Below are 24,058 nucleotides of genomic sequence, written 5' to 3'. Positions count from 1 at the left end.
TTCTGGTTCGAACTCGTTTCCGAAACCCGCTATAGATGAGGCGGGTTCTGGATGGACAAGGATCGCCACGCGGCGGTTCGCCGAATTGAAAATGGAGAAAACGATGTCGGCAGAAAAAGTAGCTGTTGTAACGGCAGGTGGCAGCGGGATGGGGGCCGCCGTGGCGAAACGGCTGGCGGCGGATGGTTACAAGCTCGCGATCCTGTCGTCTTCGGGCAAGGGGGAAGCGCTGGCGCAGGAACTGGGCGGCATCGGCGTCACGGGCTCCAACCAGTCGAACGACGATCTCCAGCGCCTCACGGATCTGACGCTCGCAAAATTCGGCCGTATCGATGTGCTGGTCAACAGCGCCGGACATGGCCCGCGCGCCTCCATCCTCGATATTACCGATGAGCAATGGCATACGGGTCTCGACGTCTATCTCATGAACGTCATCCGCCCGACCCGGATCATCGCCCCGGTCATGGTGAAACAGAAGGCGGGCACGATCGTCAACATCTCGACCGCCTGGGCTTTCGAGCCGAGCAGCATGTTCCCGACATCGGCCGTCTTCCGCGCCGGCCTTGCCTCTTACACCAAGATTTTTTCCGATACCTATGCCGCCGACAATGTGCGCATGAACAATGTCCTGCCCGGCTGGATCGACAGCCTGCCCGCCACGGAAGAACGCCGTCAGGGCGTGCCGATGCAGCGTTACGGAACAAGCGAAGAGATCGCCGCCACCGTGGCGTTTCTTGCCTCGGAAGGCGCAGGCTACATCACCGGCCAGAATATCCGCGTTGATGGCGGCCTGACGCGATCTGTCTGAGGGGTGGAATGTAGACCCGGCAAGACGACAACAAGACATCCGGCATAAAAAAAGCCCGCAACATGGTCGCGGGCTTTTTGTTTTAGTCGCTTCTATCAGAAGAAGCCTTTGCGCTGCCACCAGCCGCCCTTGCGCGGCTTCGGCTCGTCGCCGTCGGGGTTCGCAGGCGAACCGGAAGAGGTCACGACCGGTTCCGAACTCGAGACATTGGTGCCCCGGTTGGCGCGGGTCTTTTCTTCCGTTGCAGGTGCGTCTGCCTCCGCTGCCAGATCGGCCGATGCTTCACCGACCTCTTCAATGGCGACTTCGGCGACGGTTGCTTTAACAACGACCGGCTCGACGATCACCGGCTCAACCGTTTCGACAGCCTGGGCTTCTACTTCAGCCTTCGGCGCTTCTTCGGTTTCTGTCTTGGCTTTCGCCTTGCGGGTGCGGCGCGGCTTCTTCGGTGCTTCTTCTGCGACGACGTCGGCAACCACACCTTCCACCACGTCGGCGGCGGTCGGCTCTTCCGTCACGGTCGCTGCGACTGATGCGGTCGCTTCGACAGAAACTTCTTCGCTTTCGCCTTCCGTCTCGCCTTCGTCACCAGCTTCGCTGCCTGCAGCATCGAGAGCGTCGTCCCGGTTGCGGCGGCCGCCACGCTTGCCGCGACGACGGCGCTTGCGCTTGCCGTCCTCGTCGGAGTTTGCGGCTTCGTTCACGCCGTTTTCGTCGGCATCACCGTCGGTGTCATCGGCTTCGACGCTGTCGTCGTCGCCATCAACATCATCGGCGTCATCGTCGGCCTGCGCATCAAGAGCGCCGTTCTGGTCGTTCTGTCCGCCCTTGCCACGACGACGGCGGCGACGCTTGCGCTTGCGCTTGCCGTCTTCACCATTTTCGCCCTGCTGCTGCTGGCGCGGTTCACCGGCAGGAGCAGCCTTGACGATTTCTTCCTCGTCTTCATCCTCATCGGCCTCGATGACGATATCGTCTTCCTCTTCCACGAAGCTCGGAAGCATCTGGATGAGGCTTTCGATCTTCACGGGATTTTCGACGGCTTCACCACGATCGATGGCGAAATGCTGCGCACCGACGCTGGCGTCAGCAGCAATGATGATCGACACGCCGAAGCGGCCTTCATAATCGACGATCGTGCCGCGCTTGTGGTTGAGCAGGTAAAGCGCCGTTTCCGGCGTGCAACGCACGGTGATGTTGTGGGTAGTGTTGCGCAGCAGATATTCCTCGACACCGCGCAGCACATGCAGCGCGACGGAGGATTCCGAGCGTACATGGCCCGTGCCGCCGCAATGCTGGCAGACCTGCGTGGTCGATTCCAGCACCGAAGCGCGGATGCGCTGGCGCGACATTTCCAGAAGGCCAAAATGCGAGATGCGGCCGACCTGGATGCGCGCCCGGTCGTTTTTCAGGCAATCCTTGAGCTTCTTCTCGACGGAGCGATTGTTACGCTTCTCTTCCATGTCGATGAAGTCAACAACGACGAGACCGGCAAGGTCGCGAAGGCGCAGCTGGCGCGCCACTTCTTCCGCAGCCTCAAGGTTGGTCGTCAGCGCTGTTTCTTCGATGGAATGCTCGCGGGTCGAACGGCCCGAGTTCACGTCGATGGCAACCAGCGCTTCGGTCTGGTTGATGATCAGATAACCGCCCGATTTCAGCGTTACCTGCGGCTGCAGCATCCGGTCGAGCTGGGCTTCGATGCCGGAGCGTGAGAAGATCGGGTGAATGTCGCGGTAAGGCTGAACCACCTTGGCGTGGCTCGGCATCAGCATCTTCATGAAGTCTTTCGCTTCACGATAGCCTTCTTCGCCGGAAACGATGATCTCGCCGATATCCTTGTTGTAGAGATCGCGGATCGAACGCTTGATCAGCGAGCCTTCCTCGTAAACGAGGCAGGGAGCCGTCGAATTCAGCGTCAGCGTGCGGACGTTTTCCCACAGGCGCATCAGATATTCGAAGTCGCGCTTGATCTCGACGCGGGTACGGTTGGCGCCGGCGGTGCGCAGAATGACGCCCATACCCTGCGGAACTTCCAGATCGCGGGCGATTTCTTTCAGGCGCTTGCGGTCGGTCGGCTGGGTGATTTTGCGGGAAATGCCGCCGCCACGCGCCGTGTTCGGCATCAGCACGGAATAACGGCCGGCAAGCGACAGATAGGTGGTGAGGGCGGCACCCTTGTTGCCGCGTTCTTCCTTGGCCACCTGCACCAGAAGAATCTGGCGGCGCTTGATGACTTCCTGAATGCGGTACTGCTTGCGCGGCTTGCGGGCAACGCGATCCGGAACCTCTTCCATGGCGTCTTCGGCGCCGACGGATTCGATCACTTCCTTTTCGTGATGATCGTCGTCATCGTCGTCATCATCGTCATTGCCGCGGCGAAGACCTTCGACTTCTTCGGAAATCGTATCGGTATCGACCATCGCGGCCATCTCGCCGCCGGTGCTGCCGTCTTCCTCGGAAGATGCTTCAGCGGCTTCTTCTTCCGGTGTCTTCTTCTTGACGCGCGGGCGACGGACGCGCTTCGGCTTTTCTGCCTTGGCGGGCGCTTCCTCGACGGCCGCAACCGCAGCCTCCCCGGAGACTTCCTCGGCTGCAGGAGCGATTTCTTCCGTCACCACGACGTCCGTAGTCTCGCTGGCGGCAACAATGCCGACATCGGGCTGGTCAACCTGCGAAAGATCAACCGTCGGCGCGCCGGGTTCAGGGGCATCAGCCGATTCGAAGTCGTCGCTGCGGCGATGATCCTCGGCTTCGGCCTTCAGCAGAGCCTGACGGTCGGCAAGCGGGATCTGGTAATAATCCGGATGGATTTCCGCAAAAGCGAGAAAGCCGTGGCGATTTCCACCGTAATCGACGAAGGCCGCCTGAAGCGAGGGTTCAACCCTCGTCACCTTGGCAAGGTAGATATTGCCGCGGATCTGTTTCTTGTGTTCCGACTCGAAATCGAATTCCTCGATCCGGTTCCCACGGACAACGACTACGCGTGTCTCCTCTTCGTGGGAGGCGTCGATAAGCATTTTGTCTGCCATGTAAGCTGTGCTCCTCGGCGCAGCCTTGTTTTATACGAGAACAGGCCCGCCACACGGACGAGCCTTTCATATGAGTGCAAGGATGTGCCGGAAATGAAGTCTCCTGCCGGGCTTCTGTAAACTGGCAGCATCCGGACCGACGGCGAGGCGCTTGGCCTGCTCCTGGTATCCGGTTCATGTGAAAACTGCTGCGACATCATTGGCCAGGCGGAACGACAATAATATATAGACCCCTTGGGGTCCGATGAATTTGCTCTCCTCAGAGCAGCGGTGGTAGGGCCACCGGGTAGGTCTCCGGCCACGGCCGGAATTGATCCAGTTTCAGGATAAATGTAACGACGGCAGATGATTGCCCGTTTTGCAGCGCCAGCGTCTTTTTCGATTGGCAGCCGGCGGGCATCTATCCCGTCAACACTTTTAACCCTCACCCTTGTTGTATGTTTTCTCTGTCATAATAGCAATAGGCTGGCTAAATATGCCATATTATTGGTGGAATTTCCGGGTTAACAATTGGTTCACCAAGGCCTGCGATTGTGGGGCGCAAACGCGCAAACAAACGCCTAGCGTGGTCGAAACAGTGCTGTTCCCGGTGCTTTTCCGCTCCATTTATCGAAAACGACTGAAATACGGAATTTCTTCAAGACCATGAATTTCACGCGCAGCGCAGAGATATCAGGTGGGGCAGGGCCGCTTGGCGTGCGAATCGCGCGGCTTGTGCGTGTCCTCGTCCTGCCTGCTTTCCTTTCAGTGGTAGCCGTCCTCTCCGGCGTTCTACAGGCCTTTGCGCTTGAGCCGCTTATCGTCAATCAGGCGCGCATCATTGGCGATGAGGCGCGCACGCGCATCGTTCTCGATTTTGCCGAAGAGCCGGAATTCGATGTTCACTATCTCGATTCGCCGGCCCGTATCGTTGTGGACTTTCCGGCGGTGAATTTCGCCTTTCCGGCATCCGACCTCAAGCCGACAGGCCTTTTTTCGGACATCCGCTTCGGCAGCATGGGCCAGAACAGCGCCCGCATCGTGCTGACGGCCAAAAAACCGGTGCAGGTGACTGTGGCTGAAACGAAGAAGGGCGAGGATGGCGCAGCTTTCCGTTTCGTGCTGGACACGGAAATCACCACCAAGGCCAAATTCGCCGAACTGGTAAAAACGCAGCAATGGCAGTTGCCGGTACCCGTCACCACTGCCGCGATCACCCCCACCGACAAGACTTCGCGGCAGGCGGAATTCGTCATCGCGGTCGATGCCGGCCATGGCGGCATCGATGCCGGTGCGACAGGCGGCGCAACCGGTACGGAGGAAAAGGTCATCACGCTGACCTTTGCGAAGGAACTGGTGGAGCGGCTGAACCGGGAGGCCGGTATCAAGGCATTTCTGACCCGCGATTCCGATACGTTCCTCGCTTTGTCAGAGCGGGTGACGATCGCCCGGCAGAACAACGCCAACCTGTTCATTTCCCTGCATGCCGATACGCTGAAGCAGAAGGGCATCCGTGGCGCCACCGTCTACACATTGTCTGATCGGGCATCGGACCGGCAGGCGCAGGAACTGGCGGAGCGCGAAAACAAGTCCGACCAGATCGCCGGTGTGGCTGCCTCCACCGAGCCGCCGGAAGTCGCCGATATCCTGCTCGATTTCACCCGCCGCGAAACCCAGGCCTTTTCGGTGACGCTCGCCGAAAACATCGTCTCCTCCTTCGAGGGGCAGGTCGGCCTCATCAACAATCCGCATCGTTATGCCGGTTTCATGGTGCTGCGCGCCCATGATGTGCCGTCGGTGCTGCTGGAACTCGGCTTTCTTTCCAATCCGGAAGACGAAAAACTGCTTCTCGATGCCGAATGGCGCAAGAAGGTCGCGGATACGCTGGCGACGGCGGTTGGCCGCTACCGCGCAAAAGCCGTGGCGAATGGCGGCTGAAGCATCAGGTGGAGACGGCACGAGCCTGTTGCCGCCTTGCTATTGCAGTTCAAAAAGCTGTTCAATTCTTGGGCCTTGCGGATGATTAAGGGGCAGGAGCCCTATTTTACTCACATTCCCCGCGTTACTCGGGAAGCGGATTCGGTGGCGATCCGTAAAGCAGCCGGAGCGCGATTGCGGGCCGGTGGCGCGGTAACATATCAGCGAATGCTGCCGTATCCGCTTGTCATCGAAGGTATGGTGTGCAAAACGGCACGCGATATGCAAGGATGCGCCCGTATATCGTCGGGCGTTGATGGTTACGATTCGAATTATCGGTAGCTTGGTATGATCAGACTAATTGGATATTTTTTCGGCTTGGCCAGCGTGCTCTTTCTGTGCGCCGCCGTCGTCGGTGCGATTTATTTGCACGGCGTGACGAAGGACCTGCCGGATTATGCAGTTCTGAGCACCTATGAGCCGCCGGTAACGACCCGTGTGCACGCCGGCAACGGTGCGCTGATGGCGGAATACGCCCATGAAAAGCGCCTGTTCCTGCCGATCCAGGCCATTCCCGACCGGGTGAAGGCGGCCTTCCTGTCAGCGGAAGACAAGAATTTCTACAATCACCCCGGTGTCGATATCTGGGGGCTTGGCCGCGCAGTTCTGGTCAACGTGCAGAACCTTGGTTCCGGTCGCCGCCCTGTCGGCGCTTCGACCATAACCCAGCAGGTCGCCAAGAATTTTCTTCTGACCAACGACCAGACCTTCGACCGTAAGCTCAAGGAAGCCATCCTTTCCTTCCGCATCGAGCAAACCTATTCCAAGGACAAGATTCTTGAGCTTTACCTCAATGAAATCTTCTTCGGCCTGAATTCCTACGGTATTGCCGGCGCAGCACTCACCTATTTCAACAAATCGGTGACGGAACTGACGATTGCGGAAACCGCCTATCTCGCATCGCTGCCGAAGGGTCCGGCCAATTATCATCCAATCCGTCGTGAAAAGGCTGCTCTGGAGCGTCGCGACTGGGTCATCGACCGTATGGCCGAAAACGGCTACATCACCGTTGCAGATGCCACAGACGCTAAAAAGCAGCCGCTCGGCGTTAATCTGCGTCGTGGCGGCGCGCATATTTTCGCGTCTGACTATTTCGCCGAAGAAGTCCGCCGCCAGATCGTCGAGAAATACGGCGAAAAAGCGCTTCTCGAAGGCGGACTGTCCGTCCGCACCTCTTTCGATCCGCAGATCCAGGCGGAAGCGCGCAAGGCGCTTCAGGATGGTCTGGTGCAATATGACGAGCGTCGCGGTTTCCGCGGACCCGTCGAAAAGATCGAGACGGCAGGCGACTGGACGGCGGCGCTCGCCAAGGTCAAGGGCCTGCGCGACGTTCCCGAATGGAAGGTCGCCGTGGTCCTCGCCGTTGCGGCCGATGGCATCGATATCGGTGTCCAGCCGGATACGGAAACCGAAGATGGCGACAAGCGCACGCGCGGCCATATCTCCGCTGAAAACATGCGCTGGGCCTATCGCGACGCGACCGGCAAAAAGGCGACAGCCAAGTCGCCGGTGGGTGTCGTGGCGGTAGGCGATGTGATCTATGCGCAGCCGCTGGCCAATTCCGGCAATGAATATCGCCTGCGCCAGCCGCCCAAAGTGCAGGGCGGTATGGTGGTGATGGACCCGCATACCGGCCGTGTTCTGGCCATGGTCGGCGGTTTCTCCTATGCGCAGTCGGAATTTAACCGCTCCACGCAGGCAATGCGCCAGCCCGGTTCTTCCTTCAAGCCGTTCATTTACGCGGCAGCCCTCGACAATGGATACACTCCGGCATCGGTCATTCTCGATGCGCCGATCGAGGTGGTTTCCGGCGGTCAGGTCTGGAAGCCGCAGAATTACGGCGGGGGTTCCGCCGGTCCGTCGACCCTGCGTCTCGGTATCGAAAAATCCCGTAACCTCATGACCGTGCGTCTGGCGCAGGATATGGGCATGAATCTGGTGGCGGAATATGCCGAACGTTTCGGCATCTATGACAAGATGCCGCCGCTTCTGTCGATGTCGCTGGGTTCGGGTGAAACCACCGTCATGCGCATGGTCTCGGCCTATTCCGTTCTTGCCAATGGCGGCAAGCAGATCAAGCCGACGCTGATCGACCGTATTCAGGACCGTTACGGCAAGACGATCTTCCGCCATGAAGAGCGCGCCTGCGAGGGCTGCAACGCCGCGCGCTGGCAGAACCAGGACGAGCCTGTCATCGTTGACAATCGCGAGCAGGTTCTCGACCCGATGACCGCCTACCAGACGACCTCGATGCTGGAAGGTGTGGTTCAGCGCGGCACGGCGGCGGGCAAGATCAAGGTCAATCTTCCGGTTGCCGGCAAGACGGGCACCACCAATGATGAAAAGGACGCCTGGTTCGTCGGTTACACGCCGGACATGGTTGCCGGCCTCTATATCGGTTTTGACTCGCCGGCGCCTCTCGGTCGTGGCGGCACGGGCGGTTCGCTGTCGGCGCCGATCTTCGGTGAGTTCATCGCCGATGCGGCCAAGCATCTGGAGCCGAGCAAGTTCATCGTGCCTGCTGGCATGAACTTCGTCGCCGTCAACCGCAAGACAGGCATGGCGGCGGTTGTGGGTGAGCCGGACACCATCATGGAAGCCTTCAAGCCGGGCACCGGCCCGGCCGACAGCTTCTCGGTGATCGGCGCGGAAAACTACATGTCTCAGGAAGATATTCTGAAGACCTCGCCGCAGGCGCAGCAGGCCATCACCGGCGGTGGCGGCGGTCTTTATTGATACCAGTTCCGGGATCATCGGGGGGCGCGGGTCTTTACATCCGCGCCCCCCGCATTTATTTGAGCAACAAGTTTCAATGAAGGCGAAGAACCAGCGAAATGCGCAATGAAATCGTGAACGTAGTCGACGAAATCAAGCAGGCCATAAGCCTGCTGAGGAGGCATCTTTGACTGGGACCAGGCGATAAGACGACTGGACTGGTTGAATAACAAGGCAGAGGACCCGACCCTCTGGAACGATGCCACCGAGGCCCAGAAGCTGATGCGCGAGCGCCAGCAGCTGGATGACAGCATCAGCGGCGTCAAGGCGCTTGAGCAGCAGCTCAGAGACAATGTCGAACTGATCGAGCTCGGCGAGATGGAAGGCGACGACGAGATCGTCAAGGACGCCGAAGACGCGCTGAAGGCGCTGAGAAGCGATGCGAACCGCCGTCAGGTGGAAGCCATGCTGTCAGGCGAAGCTGATGGCAATGACACCTATCTCGAAGTGCATTCCGGCGCCGGCGGCACGGAAAGCCAGGACTGGGCGAACATGCTGCTGCGCATGTACACCCGCTGGGCCGACCGCGAAGGCTTCAAGGTCGAGGTGCTGGAAGTTCACGACGGCGAAGAGGCCGGCATCAAGTCCGCGACGATCCTCGTCAAGGGCCACAATGCTTTTGGCTGGCTGAAGACGGAATCGGGCGTGCACCGCCTCGTTCGCATCTCGCCTTATGACAGCAATGCGCGCCGCCACACATCGTTCTCTTCCGTCTGGGTTTACCCGGTCGTCGATGATTCGATCCAGATCGACATCAACGAAAGCGATTGCCGTATCGATACCTACCGTTCGTCAGGTGCCGGCGGCCAGCACGTCAACACGACAGATTCGGCCGTGCGCATCACGCACATCCCGACCGGTATTGCTGTTGCCTGCCAGCAGGAACGATCGCAGCACAAGAACCGCGCCAAGGCGTGGGACATGCTGCGCGCCCGCCTCTATGAAGTGGAACTGCAAAAGCGGGAAGATGCGGCCAACGCCCAGGCGGCGTCCAAGACCGATATCGGCTGGGGCCACCAGATCCGTTCCTACGTTCTGCAGCCTTACCAGCTGGTCAAGGATCTGCGTACGGGCGTTGAAAGCACTGCGCCCGGCAACGTGCTGGACGGTGATCTGAACGAATTCATGGAAGCCGCTCTCGCGCATCGCATCAGCGGTGGCGCGGACGTGGAAGTGTCGGATATCGATTAAGACGCCAGTCGCGTCGATCAAGAAATTGCCCCTCGCAAGTCCATTGCGAGGGGTTTTTCGTTGGAGGTTTTGCATGAAACAGGTGCTCTACATCGTCGACGTTCAGCCGAGCTTCAATCCACCGGCTGCGCTGGTGGCGGAGATATCGGCACTTGCAGCTAGGATGGTCAGCATTGCCACCGTCGAGCGTCATGATGAGAGCGTAACCCCCTTCGAGCGGCAACTGGGCTGGAAGCCGGGCAGGGATGATGAGTCGCTCGTCGCCGCGGATCGCATATTCATCAAGCACGGTTATGCACCACCGAAGGCTGCGGTCGACCATCTCTTGTCTCTCAAGCCCGACAGGGTGCTGGTCTGCGGCATTCAAGCTGATACCTGCGTATTGGCGGCCGGTTTTTCGCTGTTCGATGCGGGGTTGCACCCCACGCTGTTACCGTGGCTGACGGTCGGTTCCAGCCTCGACCGCAGCGGCGAACTTGGCGCCAGGCTCTGGAAACACCATTTCGGCTCAGTTCTGGCCGGACCGCATGAGCTTAATATTTAGCCGTCAGTTCGAGGCTTTCTCGATCTTCATCTCGCCAAGCTCGTCGATCAGGATCGTCCAGCTTTCGGCTTCCTTGGCCATAGGGTCTGTTTTCAGATAAACGGTGACGAACAGGCCAGGCGAGGCGGAAGCGCCGTTCGAGCTTTCGGGGCGAACATCCGTGACATAGGACTTCATCTGGTTGAACTCTTCCAGCTCGACGTTCTCGAGCAGGTTCGGTCCATCTGCGGTAAAGACGATGCGCTGCAGGTAGATTTTCGCTGTGCCGTCGCTCTGGCGGATCGCAACCACCTTGTAATAACCGCGTGTCGGCGTTGCAGGTGGTGGCCGCAGCTGGCCATCAGCGCCCTTTACCGGTTCCAGATTCTGCTCTTCCCACATGCCGCTGCTGACAACGAAGATCGCCGACACCGGCAACGCATCGATCGCCTGCGCTCGTGCAGGCAACACGGTGGTAATAAGGAGGAGGGCAGCGAGGATAGTTTTTTTCAGTTGCATGGCCATTATCGGTGGTTGACGTCAATTGTTGAATTGTTCGGCAAGAACCCGGTCGGACCAGGAACGGTCCGAATCCGAGAGAATTCTGGCCGTCCGGTCCTGCGATTGTGCGATCCGAACATGACGAACGGATTTCACCTCGGTATGGTCAGCGACGGCATTCACCGGGCGTTTATCCCGCTCCATCACATGAATATCGACCGTCACCTTATTCGGCAAAAGCGCGCCGCGCCAGCGCCGCGGACGAAACGCGCTGACCGGGGTGAGCGCGAGCAGCGGCGATTCGAGCGGCAGGATAGGTCCATGGGCGGAAAAATTGTAGGCTGTGGAGCCGGCGGGCGTCGCCACCATCATGCCATCGCAGATCAGTTCTTCCAGCCGTACCTTGCCATCCACCTCGACACGGAGCTTGGCGGCCTGATGGGATTGGCGGAACAGACTGACCTCGTTCATGGCAAGGGCCGTAAACTCATCGCCATCCGAATCCGTCGTTGTCATGCGCAGCGGATGGAAATCATTACCGGTCGCAACCGCAATACGCTCCAGCAGTCCTTCCACTCGATAATCATTCATCAGGAAGCCGACCGATCCCCGGTTCATGCCATAGACACGCTTGCCGGAGTTCATCGTTTCGTTGAGGATTTGCAGCATGAAGCCATCGCCGCCGAGCGCCACGATCACTTCCGCCTCTTCAAACGACGTGTTGCCGTAAACGCCCTTCAGCGCCTCCATCGCCGTCTGCGCCTCCTCGGTTGCGGAGGCGACGAAGGACAGTGAAAAGTTAGAATGCGACATCCGCTTCCCTCGACAACGGCGCAGACCTGAGAAGGCCTGCAAACGATGCTGTAACCTGTTGAAGCGGCTCGCAATCCTCAAACGTCGATGAAAACGGTCGATCACAAGCCGCAGGACGATCCTTGGTACATGAAGACGGCGGTTGGCGACAAGGCCTTTCGGGCAGTGAGACGTTCCCCCACCGTGCCATTGCGCTGCACCGTTCCACAGCTTCTTGATTTCCGCTCTCCGACAAGGGTTGCGATGCAGGGCGGCCTGATGCAGTTTGCTGCAAGCAGGCCGTGGGATGAATGGCAGGAGACGGATTTGGTGCTGAGCTACAATATCTACGATGTCTTTACCGAGACCAAAATGGCGGGAAATCCGCTCGCGGTCATGTATGGCGCGGATGATCTGGATCAGGCGACGATGCAGGCGATCGCGAGAGAAATGAACCTGTCCGAGACCGTGTTCGTCAACCGTTCGGACAATCCCGCCCATGCGGCGTCGCTGCGCATCTTCACGCCATCAGGCGAGTTGCCCTTCGCGGGACATCCGACAGTCGGCGCGGCGGTCGCCATCGCCGAGCGCAACCGCAAGGATGGCGATGAAGATATCGATATGGTCTGCGTGCTGGAAGAGAAAGTGGGTCCCGTTCGCTGCGCGGTGAAGATGCGCGCCGGCGCGGTCAGCTTCGCCGAATTCGACCTGCCGCGAAAATCGTCCCGCGTTGACCTGCCGCTCGATCATGCAGCTCTTGCCGATGCGCTGGGCGTCAGCGAAGCCCATCTCGGCTTTGAAAACCACGTGCCGTCGATCTGGACGGCCGGTGTGCCGTTCTTGGCTGTACCGCTGCACAATATCGCCGCTATCAGGGACATGGATTTCGACGCCAATCTGTGGCTACGCACCGCGCCATTGGTCGAAGGACGCCTGACGGCGGCCTATATCTACTGTCGCGGCGGCGTCAATCATGCGGCGAAGTTCCATGCCCGCATGTTTTCCCCGGATATGGGGATTTCGGAAGACCCCGCCACCGGCTCGGCAGCCGCCGCGCTCTCGGGCGCCATCCATCATTTCGACGGCCTGACCGATGGTCACTATCCGCTGCTGATAGAGCAGGGCGTGGAAATGGAAAGGCCGTCCCACATCCACCTGCGCATGGACATCAAGGACGGCGAAATCGCCCGCGCCCGCATCGGTGGGCATGCGGTTCGGGTTGCGACGGGCACGTTCGACCTTTGATTTCAGCGTAACCGAATAAGTTCACGTCGTTGACGAGCGACGAAACAGTCAGCAATTCAAAAAGAAAAACCCCGGTCAAAAGACCGGGGTTTTATTGTTTTTGCGTCAATCAGATCAATTGAACCGGCCCGCCGCGTGGGCAAGCATCGTATAGACCTTGCCGGTATCGGAGGTGAGGTAGGACTGGGTGACGCTCCGGTCGCGGTCGGTGCGGGCCACGTCGGCGAGCAGCTTTTCGAAGTCCGTGATGTAGCGGTCCACGGCGGTGCGGAATTCGGCTTCCCGTTCGTATTTCCGCTTGATCTCGTCAAACGTCGTCTGGCCCTTCAGCGTGTAGAGGCGACGGGTGAAGACGTCGCGCTCGCCGCGCTGGTAGCGCCGCCACAGTTCCACCGAGGCATCGTGGTCGATGGCGCGGGCGATGTCGACAGAGAGCGAGTTCAGCGATTCGACCATGTGCCGGGGATTGCGGGTGTCGGCCGCACGGGTCGGCTGCTGTTCGGCGGCGGGGCGGGGCGCTGACGCGGCAGTCGTTTCCTGCGAGGCGCCGCGCAGCAGGTCGCTGATCCAGCCGCCGCCTTCTTCGCGGCGTCCGGCGGGTGCAGCGCCAGCTGCCGGAGCAGGCGCGGGCGTTTGCCGGTTTTCGACCTGGCGGTTCTCAAGCGGCAGGGAGCCACGCAGTACAGCAGGTGCGGGGGCAGGCTGCGGTTGTGCCGGGCGCTGCTGCACCGGAGCAGAGGCCGCCGGCTGTGGACGCGGCTCGACGCGGCGCTCGGCGGCTGGCTGGGTTGCAGCAATGGCGCGGGCCACCGGTTCGGAAATTTCCATCTGGTGGGTCGAACGACCGACGAGCTGGGAAATATCCTGCAAGGCCTTGATCTGCTCGGAAACGGCGCGACGCATGGCGGCAGCGCTTTCCTTGGCTTCTTCCGGCAGGTCGAATGCGCCGCGCTTCAGTTCGGCGCGGGTCGCATCCAGCTCGCGGCGGATATCATGGCTGGAGCGGCGAATCTCGTCGGTTGCGCCGGCAAAACGGCTGACGGCTTCTTCGACGGCCTGACGCAGCGTTTCCTTGAGGTTGGCTGCGGCGGCATTGGATTTTTCCGAGGCGCTGCCCAGAAGATTGTCGACTTCGGAAAGCGACGATTCGACGCCGCCGCGCAGGCGGTTGACCAGCTCGTCGGAATATTTCTGCGCGTCGGACAGGGTGCTTTCGATCGAGCGGCTGGCATCCTGACCGGCAGAGAGCAGGGCGCCCCGCATGGTCTGTGCCGCCGAGCGGGCGCGCTGTTCGGTTTCATCCAGCGAGCGGCCGATATCGGTAAAGGACGCCTGCAGATTGTCGCGCAGATTGCCGGCGACGTTCTGCGAACGCTCCTCGGCCTCGTTGAGCGTGGTTTCCACCACACCGACGACGTTGCGCATGGCGCTTTCGATCTCTTCGGAGCGCTTGACGAGGCCGACGGACAGGCTGCGCAGCGCATCCTGACGTTCCTCCAGCGTGCCGACGAGGCTCGACTGTGCCGCATTGAGCAGTTCGGACGCCTGGCTCAGCACCTTCGAATGTTCCTCGAAGCGTCCGACGATGCCGGCAACCTGCGCCAGTGTCTGGCCGGAAATATTCGACAGACGGTCGATTTTTCCTTCGAGCAGACGGCTGGAGCTGGACACCATATCGGCGGCCTGCGAGGCGCTATCGGAGAAGCGGGTCGCAGATGCATTCAACGCTTCGTCGGCCGTGCCGAATTCCTGTGCGGCGCGCTCGACGGCGGAGTTGAAGTTCGATGCCGACTTTTCGACGATTTCCGCCATGCTGTTATGGGTCTGTGACAGCATATCCGTGCTCTGGCGGGTGGCGGCAACCAGTTTGTTGGCCGCATCGCTGCCCGAGCGGGCATATTTGTCGATACCCTGTTCGACGGCATCCGCCATCGCGGTATGGGTCTGCGACAACATGTCGGTGCTCTGGCGGGTGGCGGCGACAAGCTTGCTCGCCGCATCCGTGCCGGCATTGGCGTAGTCGCTGATCGCCTGTTCGACCATGCCGACCATGCCGCTATTGCTCTGCGACAGAAGTTCTGCGCTCTGCTGAGCGGCGGAGACGATCTTTTCGGCGGCTTCGCGGCCAATGGTGGCGTATTCGTCGACCACCGGCTTGGCTTTCTCCTCGATCAGGCGTGACAGTTCCGCAGAACGGCTGGCCAGCATCGAGTTGAGTTCGCGGGTGCGGTTATCCAGCGCCGAGCGAATGGATTCGCCACGCGCGTCGAGGGCCGATTCGACACCCGTCAGCGTCTCGGAGATGACGCCGACCTGAGAACGGACGACAGCTTCAGCCTCGGCAACCTTGTTGACGATGATGTTGCCAGCCTCGGAGAAGGTCTGGGCGACGGCAGCGGCTTGGCCGGAAAGGCGCGTCTGCGCATCCGAGATGCGGTTGACGATCTCGCCGGAGCGCTCTTCGATGGCCTTGGTGAAGGCCTCGTTCTGCGCCTGGACCTGATCGGCAAATTCCGAGCCGGACTTGGCGAGCAGGGCAGACGAGCGAGCCGCTTCGTCACCGATGTTCTGGGTGGCGGAGACGACTGCGCCGCGCAGGCTGACCGCGAGATCGCTGGCCTTGCCTTCAATGGTACGGTTGACGTTTTCGAGGCCGATCGTCAGCGCCCGGTCCATGGTGCCGAGACGTTCGTCGATACGGGCCGTGCCGGTATCGAAAGTTTCGGCCAGACGGCTCGTGCGGCTTTCGAAGGTGTCGGAGACACGTGTCGTCTGCTCGTCCAGAATACCGGTGATACGCTCGGCAGCTTCGTCGCTGGTGCGGGCAAATATCGCAGTCTTGTCCTCGAGTGCTTCGGCGAAGCGACGGCCCGAATCTTCAATCGACGTGTTCACATTGGCCAGATCACCGCCGACACGCGCCTGCAACGTGTCGAGCGACGTTTCGATACGCGCACCGGTCTCATCGAGACGGGTAGTGACGTTGCCGATCGAGGTTTCGATGCGGGAGGAGAGGGCGTCTGTCGCACCGCCGATTTCGCGGGCGGCTTCACCGATCTTGACGGCGATGTCGCCGGCGCTGTTGCGAAGACGTTCTTCCAGCGTCGCAGCACTTCCGTCGATTGCCTTCTGAAGCGTGTCCTGCTGGGTTTCGAGCGACAGTTCGAGCATGCTGGCGCTGGAGGCGACAGTGGTGCCGATCATCATCGCCTGCTCGGAGAGCATGTCACCCATCTGTGTGGTGGCGGAGCTTAGCGTCGCTGCCATATCCGCGTGGCGCTGGTCGAGCGCGGTGCGGATATCCTCATGCGATTGCGACAGATTGGTTTCGAGGCGGGAAACGCCTTCCTCCACCGTCTGCGCAAAACGGCTGCTGCCATCTTCCACAACGGTTTCGATGCGGTTGGCCGCACCGGAAACGCTCTGCTCGATCAGGCCGCTATTGCGCTCCAGCGAACCGGCAATGCGTTCCGCCTGTGAGCCGAGCATGGTTTCCAGCCGCTCGTGACCGCTGGCAAGGGCGTTTTCAAGTGTAAACGCAGTGGCTTCAAGGCGCTGGCCGACACCGGCCGCCGCAAGCGAAAGCGACGATGTTCTCGCATCCATCGCCTCGGCAATCCGCTCCTCGACACCCGAAATCGTCATGTCGAGCGCCATGGTGCGGCTGTCGAGCGCATCGGCGATACGTTCTTCCGCACCAGAGACGATGCCGGAAAGGGCAGCGGTACGGCTATCCAGCGCACCGGCAATACGGTTCTCTACGCCGGAAACGGCGCCGTGCAGGGCAGCGGTGCGGCTGTCGAGAATATCGGCGATTTTTTCCTCTACGCCGGAGAAACTCATGTCCAGCGCCATGGTACGGCTGTCGAGCACGTCAGTGATCCGCTCTTCCGCGCCGGAAACGACGTTTTTCAACGAATCCGTGCGGCTGTCGAGCGCGCCGGCAATACGCGTCTCGGCGCCGGCCACCAGTTGGCCAAGGGCTGCGGTGCGCGTGTCAAGTGCTTCGGCGATTTTTTCCTCAGCGCCGGAGAATGCCATGTCGAGCGCCATGGTGCGGCTGTCAAGCGTATCGGCGATGCGTTCTTCCGCACCGGAAACCACGGCGTTAAGCGCGGCGGTACGACCGTCCAGCGTTTCCGCGATACGTGTTTCGGCACCCGCGACCACGTCGCCGAAGGTTGCCGTGCGGCTGTCGAGTGCGCCGGCGATCTTTTCTTCGGCGCTTGCAACAATGCCGGTGAGGGCGGAGGTACGGCTGTCGAGTGTTTCGGAAAGCCTTTCCTCGACATTGGCAAAGGTCATGTCAAGCGACAGGGTGCGGCTGTCCATGGTGTCGGCGATGCGTTCCTCGACACCGGAAATCGTGCTGGAAAGAGCAGCCGTGCGGCCATCCAGCGTTTCGGCGATGCGGCTTTCCGCGCCGGAAACAACGTCATGCAATGCGGCCGTGCGGCTTTCCAGCGTGTCGGAAATGCGGTCCTCGATACCGGAAACGGCGCCGGTGATGGCAGCCGCCCGGGTTTCGAGCGTTTCCGACAGACGGCGCTCGACATCGGCAACAACGCTGTTGATGGCGGCTGCACGTTCGTCGAGCATGATGGCAAGGCGCTCGGCCGTGCCGGAGACAGAGCCGGTAATGGCCAGCGAACGGCTGGCGAGCGCCTCGTCGAAACGGTCCTGGCTGGCCGAAAGCGCGCCGAACAGGGCATTGCTGCGTTCCGCCAGAACGCCGTCGATCTTCTCGTGCGAATTGGCGAAAGCATTGGTAATTTCGGTAGTGCGTTGGCCGATGGCGTCGCTGAACTCGCGGGTGCGGATTTCAAGCGCGCTTTCAAGCATTTCCTGGCCCGTGCCCAGCGCGGTTGCCAGCGCCAGAGACTGATCGGTCATGGTATTGCCGATGCGCTCAAGACCGCTGTTCAGCATGGTGTCGAGGGCTTCCGAGCCGCCGGCAACGGTTTCGTTGATGCGGGCAAGGCTTTCCATCAGCTTGCTGTCGAGGCTGCCGGCACGCTGGTCGAAGGCGCTGGCGAAATCCGCCACATGTTCGTCGAAGGCGGAGTTGACCTGGCCGACCGTTGCCTGCAGGCGCTCTTCGTAGAGGCCGGAACGCAGATCGAGATCCATGATCGCATCATCAGCCGTGCTCTGCAGGCTCTGGCGGAAGGAGAGACCCTTTTCCTCGAGCGAGGCAGAGAGCTTGTCGAGCACGGTGTCCAGCGAACTGCCGATGACCTGCTGACCGCGATCAATATTGCGGTTGAGTTCGAGCGTGCGGGTGGAGAGCGTTTCGTTAAGCTGTCGGGTGCGTTCTTCAAGCGCGCTGTTGAGGCTTTCAGCACCGCTATCCAGCGTCGATGCATGGATCGCGAACCGTTCGAGCAGAACTTCACCGCGCTCATCCAGCGTCGAGGCGAGATTGTGCAGGCGCATGTCGAATTCGTTCGACAGCGTCGAGCCCGAGGAATTCAATGCCTGAAGCAGGTTTTCGGTCTTGGCGGCGATAAGGCTGCCCATTGCTTCGGTAGAAGCGCGCGATTTTTCGAGCAGTGCTGCGGAGCGCGTATCGATCATCGAGGCGAAGGCTTCACCGGAGGTGGCAAGCCGCATCGAAAGCTCTTCACCGACGATGGAAAGCTCTTCCTTGATCTGTTCCTGCGCACCCACGATGGACGAGCGGATACGCTCGGCGTGGTTGACGATGGCGTCGCGCTCGGCGGTCAGTTCCTGCACGAGGCTGCGTACGCGCAGTTCATTGTCAGCATAGCTGCGCTCAAGCGCGTTGACTTCGGAATGAACGAGCGTTTCGAGTTCCGTCGCACGCGCAATGGTGCGCTCGATGCCGTCATTCATGGCCGAGACTTCGCGGCGAACCGCCTGGCCGACGGACATGATGCGGTCGGAGGCAACCGTTTCGGGCTCGGCAAGGCGAAGCGCCACTTCAGCCATTGACCGGGCAGCGTTGCGCAGGTCGCGGGCACGCGCCATCATGATCGCGAAGGCGAAGAACAGCATGACGGGAACGAGAATGCCGACGACGATCGCCATCAGGCCGGGGATTGCGGTGAGATCGGCAATCGAGGCGATATTCCACAGCGCGTTACCGTAAAGAAGATGGGCGACACCGAGACCGCCAAGCGCCCAGATGACCGACATGATCGTCGCATTTCTGAGTGCGCCGCCGATGGAGCCGCCTTCCAGCGATTTCAGGATCATCGCCGGGCTGCGCTTGGAGCCGTCATTGGCCGCTTCCAGATTGGGCGATTTGGGTGCCTGTTCTGCAGGCGCGCGGGCGGCCTCGGGAGCAGGGGTCTGTCGGCTTGCTTCCTTCAATCTGGCCTCCGGCTGCTTTGGCGCTGCGGTTTTCCGCGATTCCGGCTTTTCTTCGAAAGCACCAAGCTGCAGGGCGTCTTCCAACGCCTGAAATGCAGTCTCGTCGACAGAGTCGCTGATCTTGTTATTCGCCATGCGGTTACGCCTCGTTACACATACGCCCGGCTTCATGCCGTTCGACCACTTGCAACCTGCAAGCGGACTGCCGCCATCATGCCGGCGGAACATTATCCCGTTAAAGGAAACAATTCCGCCATTTACCAAATCCCGAATTGCTGGTGGTCCAGCTTTCGGGCGAAATTACATCACTGTGCCGTAATAACAAAGCTTGCACTCAAGCCTCGCAGGAACGGCAGTACCGTAGTGACACATTTAGGTGTTCGAAACAATTAATGCGGATTTGAGACGGTAGCGAAGTGTCGGCTTTTTAACAGTTTTTAAACCTGAGTTTCGCTCTGAACGCCTTGTTTCGCATAAGTTTAACATAAATTAACCATAGCAGAAGATTTTCGCCCGCGTCACGCCGTAATTTAAGCCGATAGCACCGGTTTGGATGCGTAAATACGACACAGATGTGACACGAAACAAGAAACGGCGGAACAAGGAATTTCAGCCATGGCAGCGGTCAGTATTGCTTTCGAAGCTCCGGATAATTGCGGCGGTGCGCCGGCCGTTACGAAAAAGCCGATCGATTTCGATCATCTTGCCCGTCAGACGATGGGTGACAAGGATCTGGAAATCGAAGTGCTGCAACTGTTCAGCCGTAATGCCCGCGCCGCCTTGCATGAAATTGCCGAGGCTGACGACAAGACCGTGAGGGCGACAGCCCATCGCCTGAAGGGTGCCGCACAGGCCGTTGGCGCCCCCGCTGTTTCCGCCGCCGCCGCTGCGGTAGAGGACAAGGGCAAGGACAGCGCGGCAATTGCGAAACTCGCGGCAACCATCGTCGAGGCGGAAAACTTTATCCTCAAGCTCTGCCGCTGAGGCGGAGTTCATCAAATTTGTCATTTTATAAGGCCGGTTCAGCCTGTGCGCCCTGGAAGCGGGTTGCCAAGGCGAACCGGCCTTTCTATGTGTTTAGAACAGTTCTTAGATCACCATTTTGGATTCCGGCATGACAAAACTGACCATCGTCGCCTTTGACGGCACGCCCCATGAACTCGATGTGAGCAACGGTTCCACCGTCATGGAGAACGCCGTGCGCAACTCCATTCCGGGCATCGATGCGGAATGTGGCGGCGCCTGTGCCTGCGCGACCTGTCATGTCTATGTCGATGACGCCTGGGCGGAGCGTGTCGGCGGGCCGGAGCCGATGGAAGAGGACATGCTGGATTTCGCCTTCGACGTGCGCCCCACCTCGCGTCTCTCCTGTCAGATCAAGATGAAAGACGAGCTTGACGGTCTCGTCGTTCACGTTCCCGAACGCCAGGGCTGAAAGCCCTTCGCACTGCCGGTCGCAGAAAAAGCCCCGCTCACCAGGTAGCGGGGAGCGGGGCGAGGCGGGTACGCAGCATGCAGGCGAGGGAGGAAACACCTGCGAGCCCTCAAGTGCGCACCGGGAGAACCGGAGAGAGTTTTGAGCGTCGGACCCGTTGCGGGCCACAACCGTTAAAAACCGTATGAACAAGCTACAATGAGTCTCGGCGACGGCACCATGACGAGAAGTCACGGGTGAGATCGGACATGACGTAACGTCATGTTTCCGTTGCGTTGCGCCTTAACGGGAAATGCGGCGAAAGGCGGTTTAGCGCCGATTCTGCCCCTGTTCGAGCCGGTTTTTCAAAAGTCGGGTCATGCGGGCATCGAAATTTTTCGATTCTACCACATCGAAACGCATCTGGTCCCTGTCGTGTTCATCCATCACCGTCTGGGTGATCTTGCCGACCATTTCCTGCAGCGTCTCGCAGTTTTTCTGCGGATGAAGTGCTGCCAGCTCTCTTTCGAGCGAACGGGCATGGGTGCGGGCGATTTCCGCGTGCCGCTCCTCATGGCGCTTGATATCGGCAAGCAGCGTATCCCAGATGAAGGCCAGTTCCGCCGTGGTGCGGCGACGGTTTTTCCATCGCGGCAGAAGGATACGGGTGTTCAAAAGAACCTTGGCCGTTCCAACGCTGCACTGGCCGTTTTTTTCGACATAACTGAGTTCGCCGCCGAATTTGATCTCGGTCGCACCGGGATGGCGCGCACCGGTATTGCGCGTCAGCGGGCCATGCTTGGAGAGCTGCTGGTCGAGATCTGCGGCGGTTTTGCCGGCGATCGAAAAATAGGAATAGGTCTTGCGGACGATGGTTTCGGAAAAAGCCGGCCCGGCCGAAGAAAGTGCCAGCGCACCCGCAAGGGCGGCGCAAAGAGCACGTGATGTTTTGGTCATGACCCGGCCTTCCGGTTGAACTTGAAAAACGTTTGCTGCATAGGCGGAGCGGAACTTATAAGGATTGGCATAACACTCCGTTATTCCTGAAAGGCGCGTGTTACGTGATAACAGCCGGCAGCAATGTGTGGCAAGCGGCCCATGGTCGCTCCCTGAAACTTGATGGGCGTGGCCGTATTATGGCCATCGTCAACGCCACCCCCGATTCCTTTTCCGACGGCGGCCGTTTTCTTGCCGTCGAAGCGGCTTTTTCCCATGCGCTGACCTGCGTGGAAGAGGGAGCTGACATCATCGATATCGGCGGCGAATCCACCCGGCCGGGTGCGGCGCAGGTGACAGAGGCGCAGGAGCAGGACCGCGTGTTGCCTGTCATCGAGAAACTGCGCCGCGAGACGGATGTGCTGATTTCGGTCGATACCTATCGCGCATCCACCGCGAGGCTTTCGATCGAGGCTGGCGCGCATATCGTCAATGATGTCTTCGGGTTGCAGAAGGATGCGGAGATGGCGGGCGTGATTGCCGCCACACGTGCTGGCGTCTGCATCATGCATACCGGCCGCGACAGGCAGAAGCTCGTCGATGTCATCGAGGACCAGTTTGAATTCCTCAATCGCTCGCTGGAGATTGCGCAGGATGCGGGCATTGCCCGTGATGCCATCGTGCTCGATCCCGGTTTCGGGTTTGCCAAGGACGAGCGCGAAAATGTCGAGCTTATGGCGCGATTCGGTGAACTTGCCGCTTTTGGCCTGCCGGTTCTGGCCGGCACGTCGCGCAAGCGTTTCATAGGGTCGCTGACGGGCAGGGATGCTGCCCACGAACGCGATATCGGAACGGCTGCGACGACAGCGATCCTGCGCCTTTCGGGTGCTTCGATTTTTCGCGTGCACAATGTCACTGCCACACGCGATGCACTGGCAATTGCCGATGCGGTTCTTGCCAAAGCGCCGGCAAAGGCCGATGCGTAGATCAACGAGTGCCGGAATGCCGTGTCCTGACAAAGGCGCGGCTTTCGGGCGAAACATTCCTGCCATGGAGGCGATGCGATGAGCCGCTATACCATCATCCTGAAAAACTGTTCCTTTTTCGCCCGTCATGGCCTTCTCGAGCAGGAGGAGGTGCTGGGCCAGCGCTTTTTCGTCGATGCCGAAATGGAGGTCGAGGCGGGTGACGCGCTGGAAACCGACGAGATCGAAAATACCGTCGATTACGGCGTGGCCTTCGCCGTTATCGAAAAAATCGTCGTGGGCCAGCGCCGTTATCTGATCGAGGCGCTGGCGAACGACATCGCCAAAGCGCTGCGCGCCCGTTACCCGCAAATCGTCTGGCTGCGCATCACGGTGCGTAAACCGTCCGCGCCCGTTCCCGGCATTCTCGATTATGCGCAGGTGAGTGTTGAACACCGTGCCTGAAAAGATGACAGTCGCCGCATTGGGTCTCGGCGGCAATATCGGCGATCCCGCCGCCGCAATGGCCAAGGCCTTGCACGAACTGGATACGCATGAAAATTGCCGCCTGTTGGCCGTCTCCGGCCTTTACCGCACACCTCCCTGGGGTAAGACGGATCAGGCGGATTTCTTCAATTGCTGTGCGCTGGTCGAAACCTCGCTCACGGCGCCCGCGCTGCTGCAATTATGCCTCGACATTGAAAAGGGCATGAAGCGGGTGCGCACGGAACGCTGGGGGCCACGGACCATCGATATTGACGTGTTGACCTATGGCGATGAGGTTATCGTAACGGAAAGCATCGAAGTGCCGCACCCGCGCATGACCGAGCGCGCTTTCGTCCTGATGCCGCTCGCCGAGATCGCCCCGGATATCGACGTCAGGGGGAAGCTGGTACGGGAATGGCTTCAGCAGGCGGATAGAAGCGGCATTGTCCGCACAAACGAAAAGCGGGAGTGGTGGACACTCCCGCTCGGTAATGACTGAGAAGATTATTGCGCTTAAGGCTTGATCGAACCAACGGCGAGCTGGTCGATGTCGCGCGCCAGCGTCACGCCGATGACAGGGATCATCTGGTCGGCGACCTTGACGGAAATGGTGATGTTCATCGAATTGTCACTCGAGACGCGGGCGACCATGGCGCCATTGAGCTTGGAACGGTTGATGCCGACAACGACCTTGTCGCCACTGACCTGTCCGGAGGTGATGTCCAGTCCCTTGCCCTCGGCGCCATCGAGGAACTTGCCTTCGTAGCTGCTGCCCTTCTGGCTGATGATGGCAGACATGGGCTGGCTGAAGACGCCGACGCGGCAGGTGCCGCCAAGCTTGATGCCGGTCTTTTTATCATCGAGCGGTTCGCCTGTCAGATCGCAGGTGAATTTGGTGCCCTTGTATTTGCCCGCGACGATTTCTCCCGGACCTTTCCAGACGCCGGCCACAGAGCGGAAGAATACGTCGTCGCGATCGCGCGATGCGGCATGGACGTCAGACAGGCCGAAGCCGCCGCTGACGGACAATATGGCGGCAAGTCCGCCCACAAGCGAAAAGAAGCGCGAATACATGATACTTTCCCCGGCGAAGAAGCCTGT

Annotated in this window: 17 protein-coding genes; 11 read left to right on the top strand and 6 right to left on the bottom strand. The window is 60.0% G+C overall.

What is annotated here, in order from left to right:
• Positions 1 to 103 precede the first annotated feature (103 nt).
• Positions 104 to 808 carry an SDR family oxidoreductase gene (locus FCH38_RS01835; RefSeq protein ID WP_174372675.1) on the top strand — a complete coding sequence of 235 codons (705 nt, stop codon included), beginning with the start codon at positions 104 to 106 and terminating at the stop codon, positions 806 to 808.
• 95 nt (positions 809 to 903) lie between these two features.
• Here the strand turns inward: FCH38_RS01835 and FCH38_RS01830 are convergent, their stop codons facing one another.
• A complete protein-coding gene (locus FCH38_RS01830) occupies positions 904 to 3,837 on the bottom strand; it encodes an Rne/Rng family ribonuclease (RefSeq protein WP_174372674.1) in 2,934 nt (977 codons plus the stop codon).
• 645 nt (positions 3,838 to 4,482) lie between these two features.
• Between FCH38_RS01830 and FCH38_RS01825 the strand changes: the two genes are divergently transcribed.
• The 4 genes from FCH38_RS01825 to FCH38_RS01810 all read left to right on the top strand — a co-directional run bounded on the left by FCH38_RS01825 (position 4,483) and on the right by FCH38_RS01810 (position 10,303).
• On the top strand, positions 4,483 to 5,754 hold the full coding sequence (locus FCH38_RS01825; protein WP_174372673.1) for an N-acetylmuramoyl-L-alanine amidase: 1,272 nt from the start codon (positions 4,483 to 4,485) through the stop codon (positions 5,752 to 5,754).
• 327 nt (positions 5,755 to 6,081) lie between these two features.
• The gene (locus FCH38_RS01820; protein WP_174372672.1) at positions 6,082 to 8,529 is read left to right on the top strand and encodes a penicillin-binding protein 1A; all 2,448 of its coding nucleotides are present in this window, start codon (positions 6,082 to 6,084) and stop codon (positions 8,527 to 8,529) included.
• A gap of 98 nt (positions 8,530 to 8,627) precedes the next feature.
• Positions 8,628 to 9,759 (top strand): peptide chain release factor 2 gene (gene prfB / locus FCH38_RS01815; RefSeq protein WP_174372671.1). Its coding sequence is split into 2 segments (ribosomal slippage): positions 8,628 to 8,696 and positions 8,698 to 9,759, totalling 1,131 coding nucleotides; the frame shifts between segments, so codons are not numbered across the junction.
• 73 nt (positions 9,760 to 9,832) lie between these two features.
• Complete coding sequence (locus FCH38_RS01810; RefSeq protein WP_174372670.1) at positions 9,833 to 10,303, top strand: cysteine hydrolase family protein; 471 nt, start codon at positions 9,833 to 9,835, stop codon at positions 10,301 to 10,303.
• Positions 10,304 to 10,306: 3 nt separating this feature from the next.
• Here the strand turns inward: FCH38_RS01810 and FCH38_RS01805 are convergent, their stop codons facing one another.
• Positions 10,307 to 10,801, bottom strand: coding sequence for a hypothetical protein (locus tag FCH38_RS01805; protein ID WP_174372669.1), 495 nt, complete (start codon positions 10,799 to 10,801; stop codon positions 10,307 to 10,309).
• A gap of 21 nt (positions 10,802 to 10,822) precedes the next feature.
• Positions 10,823 to 11,701 (bottom strand): NAD kinase, encoded by an 879-nt coding sequence (locus tag FCH38_RS01800; RefSeq protein WP_336510787.1) that lies wholly within the window; start codon positions 11,699 to 11,701, stop codon positions 10,823 to 10,825.
• A 201-nt stretch (positions 11,702 to 11,902) separates the two neighbouring features.
• Between FCH38_RS01800 and FCH38_RS01795 the strand changes: the two genes are divergently transcribed.
• Complete coding sequence (locus FCH38_RS01795) at positions 11,903 to 12,820, top strand: PhzF family phenazine biosynthesis protein (RefSeq protein WP_153513623.1); 918 nt, start codon at positions 11,903 to 11,905, stop codon at positions 12,818 to 12,820.
• Positions 12,821 to 12,934: 114 nt separating this feature from the next.
• On the opposite strand, the gene FCH38_RS01790 is transcribed toward FCH38_RS01795, so the two are convergent.
• Positions 12,935 to 19,291: a hypothetical protein gene (locus FCH38_RS01790; protein ID WP_174372668.1), complete on the bottom strand. Its 6,357-nt coding sequence runs from the start codon at positions 19,289 to 19,291 to the stop codon at positions 12,935 to 12,937.
• Positions 19,292 to 19,771: 480 nt separating this feature from the next.
• On the opposite strand from FCH38_RS01790, the gene FCH38_RS01785 reads away from it, so the two are divergent.
• Entirely contained in the window at positions 19,772 to 20,140 is a 369-nt protein-coding gene (locus FCH38_RS01785; RefSeq protein ID WP_174372667.1) for an Hpt domain-containing protein, read from the top strand.
• Between the two features lie 130 nt (positions 20,141 to 20,270).
• Positions 20,271 to 20,591 carry a 2Fe-2S iron-sulfur cluster-binding protein gene (locus tag FCH38_RS01780; protein ID WP_149897695.1) on the top strand — a complete coding sequence of 107 codons (321 nt, stop codon included), beginning with the start codon at positions 20,271 to 20,273 and terminating at the stop codon, positions 20,589 to 20,591.
• 309 nt (positions 20,592 to 20,900) lie between these two features.
• Here FCH38_RS01780 and FCH38_RS01775 read toward each other — a convergent pair whose 3' ends face one another.
• The gene (locus FCH38_RS01775; RefSeq protein WP_153513626.1) at positions 20,901 to 21,527 is read right to left on the bottom strand and encodes a DUF922 domain-containing Zn-dependent protease; all 627 of its coding nucleotides are present in this window, start codon (positions 21,525 to 21,527) and stop codon (positions 20,901 to 20,903) included.
• A gap of 179 nt (positions 21,528 to 21,706) precedes the next feature.
• Between FCH38_RS01775 and folP the strand changes: the two genes are divergently transcribed.
• The 3 genes from folP to folK all read left to right on the top strand — a co-directional run bounded on the left by folP (position 21,707) and on the right by folK (position 23,456).
• Entirely contained in the window at positions 21,707 to 22,492 is a 786-nt protein-coding gene (folP, locus tag FCH38_RS01770) for a dihydropteroate synthase (protein ID WP_174373112.1), read from the top strand.
• Positions 22,493 to 22,570: 78 nt separating this feature from the next.
• Positions 22,571 to 22,936 carry a dihydroneopterin aldolase gene (folB, locus tag FCH38_RS01765; protein WP_142839671.1) on the top strand — a complete coding sequence of 122 codons (366 nt, stop codon included), beginning with the start codon at positions 22,571 to 22,573 and terminating at the stop codon, positions 22,934 to 22,936.
• A gap of 4 nt (positions 22,937 to 22,940) precedes the next feature.
• Positions 22,941 to 23,456 (top strand): 2-amino-4-hydroxy-6-hydroxymethyldihydropteridine diphosphokinase, encoded by a 516-nt coding sequence (gene folK, locus FCH38_RS01760; protein WP_174373111.1) that lies wholly within the window; start codon positions 22,941 to 22,943, stop codon positions 23,454 to 23,456.
• A 14-nt stretch (positions 23,457 to 23,470) separates the two neighbouring features.
• Here folK and FCH38_RS01755 read toward each other — a convergent pair whose 3' ends face one another.
• Positions 23,471 to 24,031: a hypothetical protein gene (locus tag FCH38_RS01755; RefSeq protein WP_046800254.1), complete on the bottom strand. Its 561-nt coding sequence runs from the start codon at positions 24,029 to 24,031 to the stop codon at positions 23,471 to 23,473.
• Positions 24,032 to 24,058: the final 27 nt, after the last annotated feature.

It is taken from the genome of Agrobacterium tumefaciens (genome assembly GCF_013337285.1).
GTDB lineage: Bacteria > Pseudomonadota > Alphaproteobacteria > Rhizobiales > Rhizobiaceae > Agrobacterium > Agrobacterium burrii.
Note: the sequence above shows the minus strand (reverse complement) of the source record. Positions and strands in the feature narration are given on the sequence as shown.

Coding starts and splice junctions, on each gene's coding strand:
- FCH38_RS01835 (WP_174372675.1), top strand. CDS start 104: ATGTCGGCAGAAAAAGTAGCTGTTGTAACGGCAGGTGGCAGCGGGATG.
- FCH38_RS01830 (WP_174372674.1), bottom strand. CDS start 3,837: ATGGCAGACAAAATGCTTATCGACGCCTCCCACGAAGAGGAGACACGC.
- FCH38_RS01825 (WP_174372673.1), top strand. CDS start 4,483: ATGAATTTCACGCGCAGCGCAGAGATATCAGGTGGGGCAGGGCCGCTT.
- FCH38_RS01820 (WP_174372672.1), top strand. CDS start 6,082: ATGATCAGACTAATTGGATATTTTTTCGGCTTGGCCAGCGTGCTCTTT.
- FCH38_RS01810 (WP_174372670.1), top strand. CDS start 9,833: ATGAAACAGGTGCTCTACATCGTCGACGTTCAGCCGAGCTTCAATCCA.
- FCH38_RS01805 (WP_174372669.1), bottom strand. CDS start 10,801: ATGCAACTGAAAAAAACTATCCTCGCTGCCCTCCTCCTTATTACCACC.
- FCH38_RS01790 (WP_174372668.1), bottom strand. CDS start 19,291: ATGGCGAATAACAAGATCAGCGACTCTGTCGACGAGACTGCATTTCAG.
- FCH38_RS01785 (WP_174372667.1), top strand. CDS start 19,772: ATGGCAGCGGTCAGTATTGCTTTCGAAGCTCCGGATAATTGCGGCGGT.
- FCH38_RS01780 (WP_149897695.1), top strand. CDS start 20,271: ATGACAAAACTGACCATCGTCGCCTTTGACGGCACGCCCCATGAACTC.
- FCH38_RS01775 (WP_153513626.1), bottom strand. CDS start 21,527: ATGACCAAAACATCACGTGCTCTTTGCGCCGCCCTTGCGGGTGCGCTG.
- folP (WP_174373112.1), top strand. CDS start 21,707: ATGGCCATCGTCAACGCCACCCCCGATTCCTTTTCCGACGGCGGCCGT.
- folB (WP_142839671.1), top strand. CDS start 22,571: ATGAGCCGCTATACCATCATCCTGAAAAACTGTTCCTTTTTCGCCCGT.
- folK (WP_174373111.1), top strand. CDS start 22,941: ATGACAGTCGCCGCATTGGGTCTCGGCGGCAATATCGGCGATCCCGCC.
- FCH38_RS01755 (WP_046800254.1), bottom strand. CDS start 24,031: ATGTATTCGCGCTTCTTTTCGCTTGTGGGCGGACTTGCCGCCATATTG.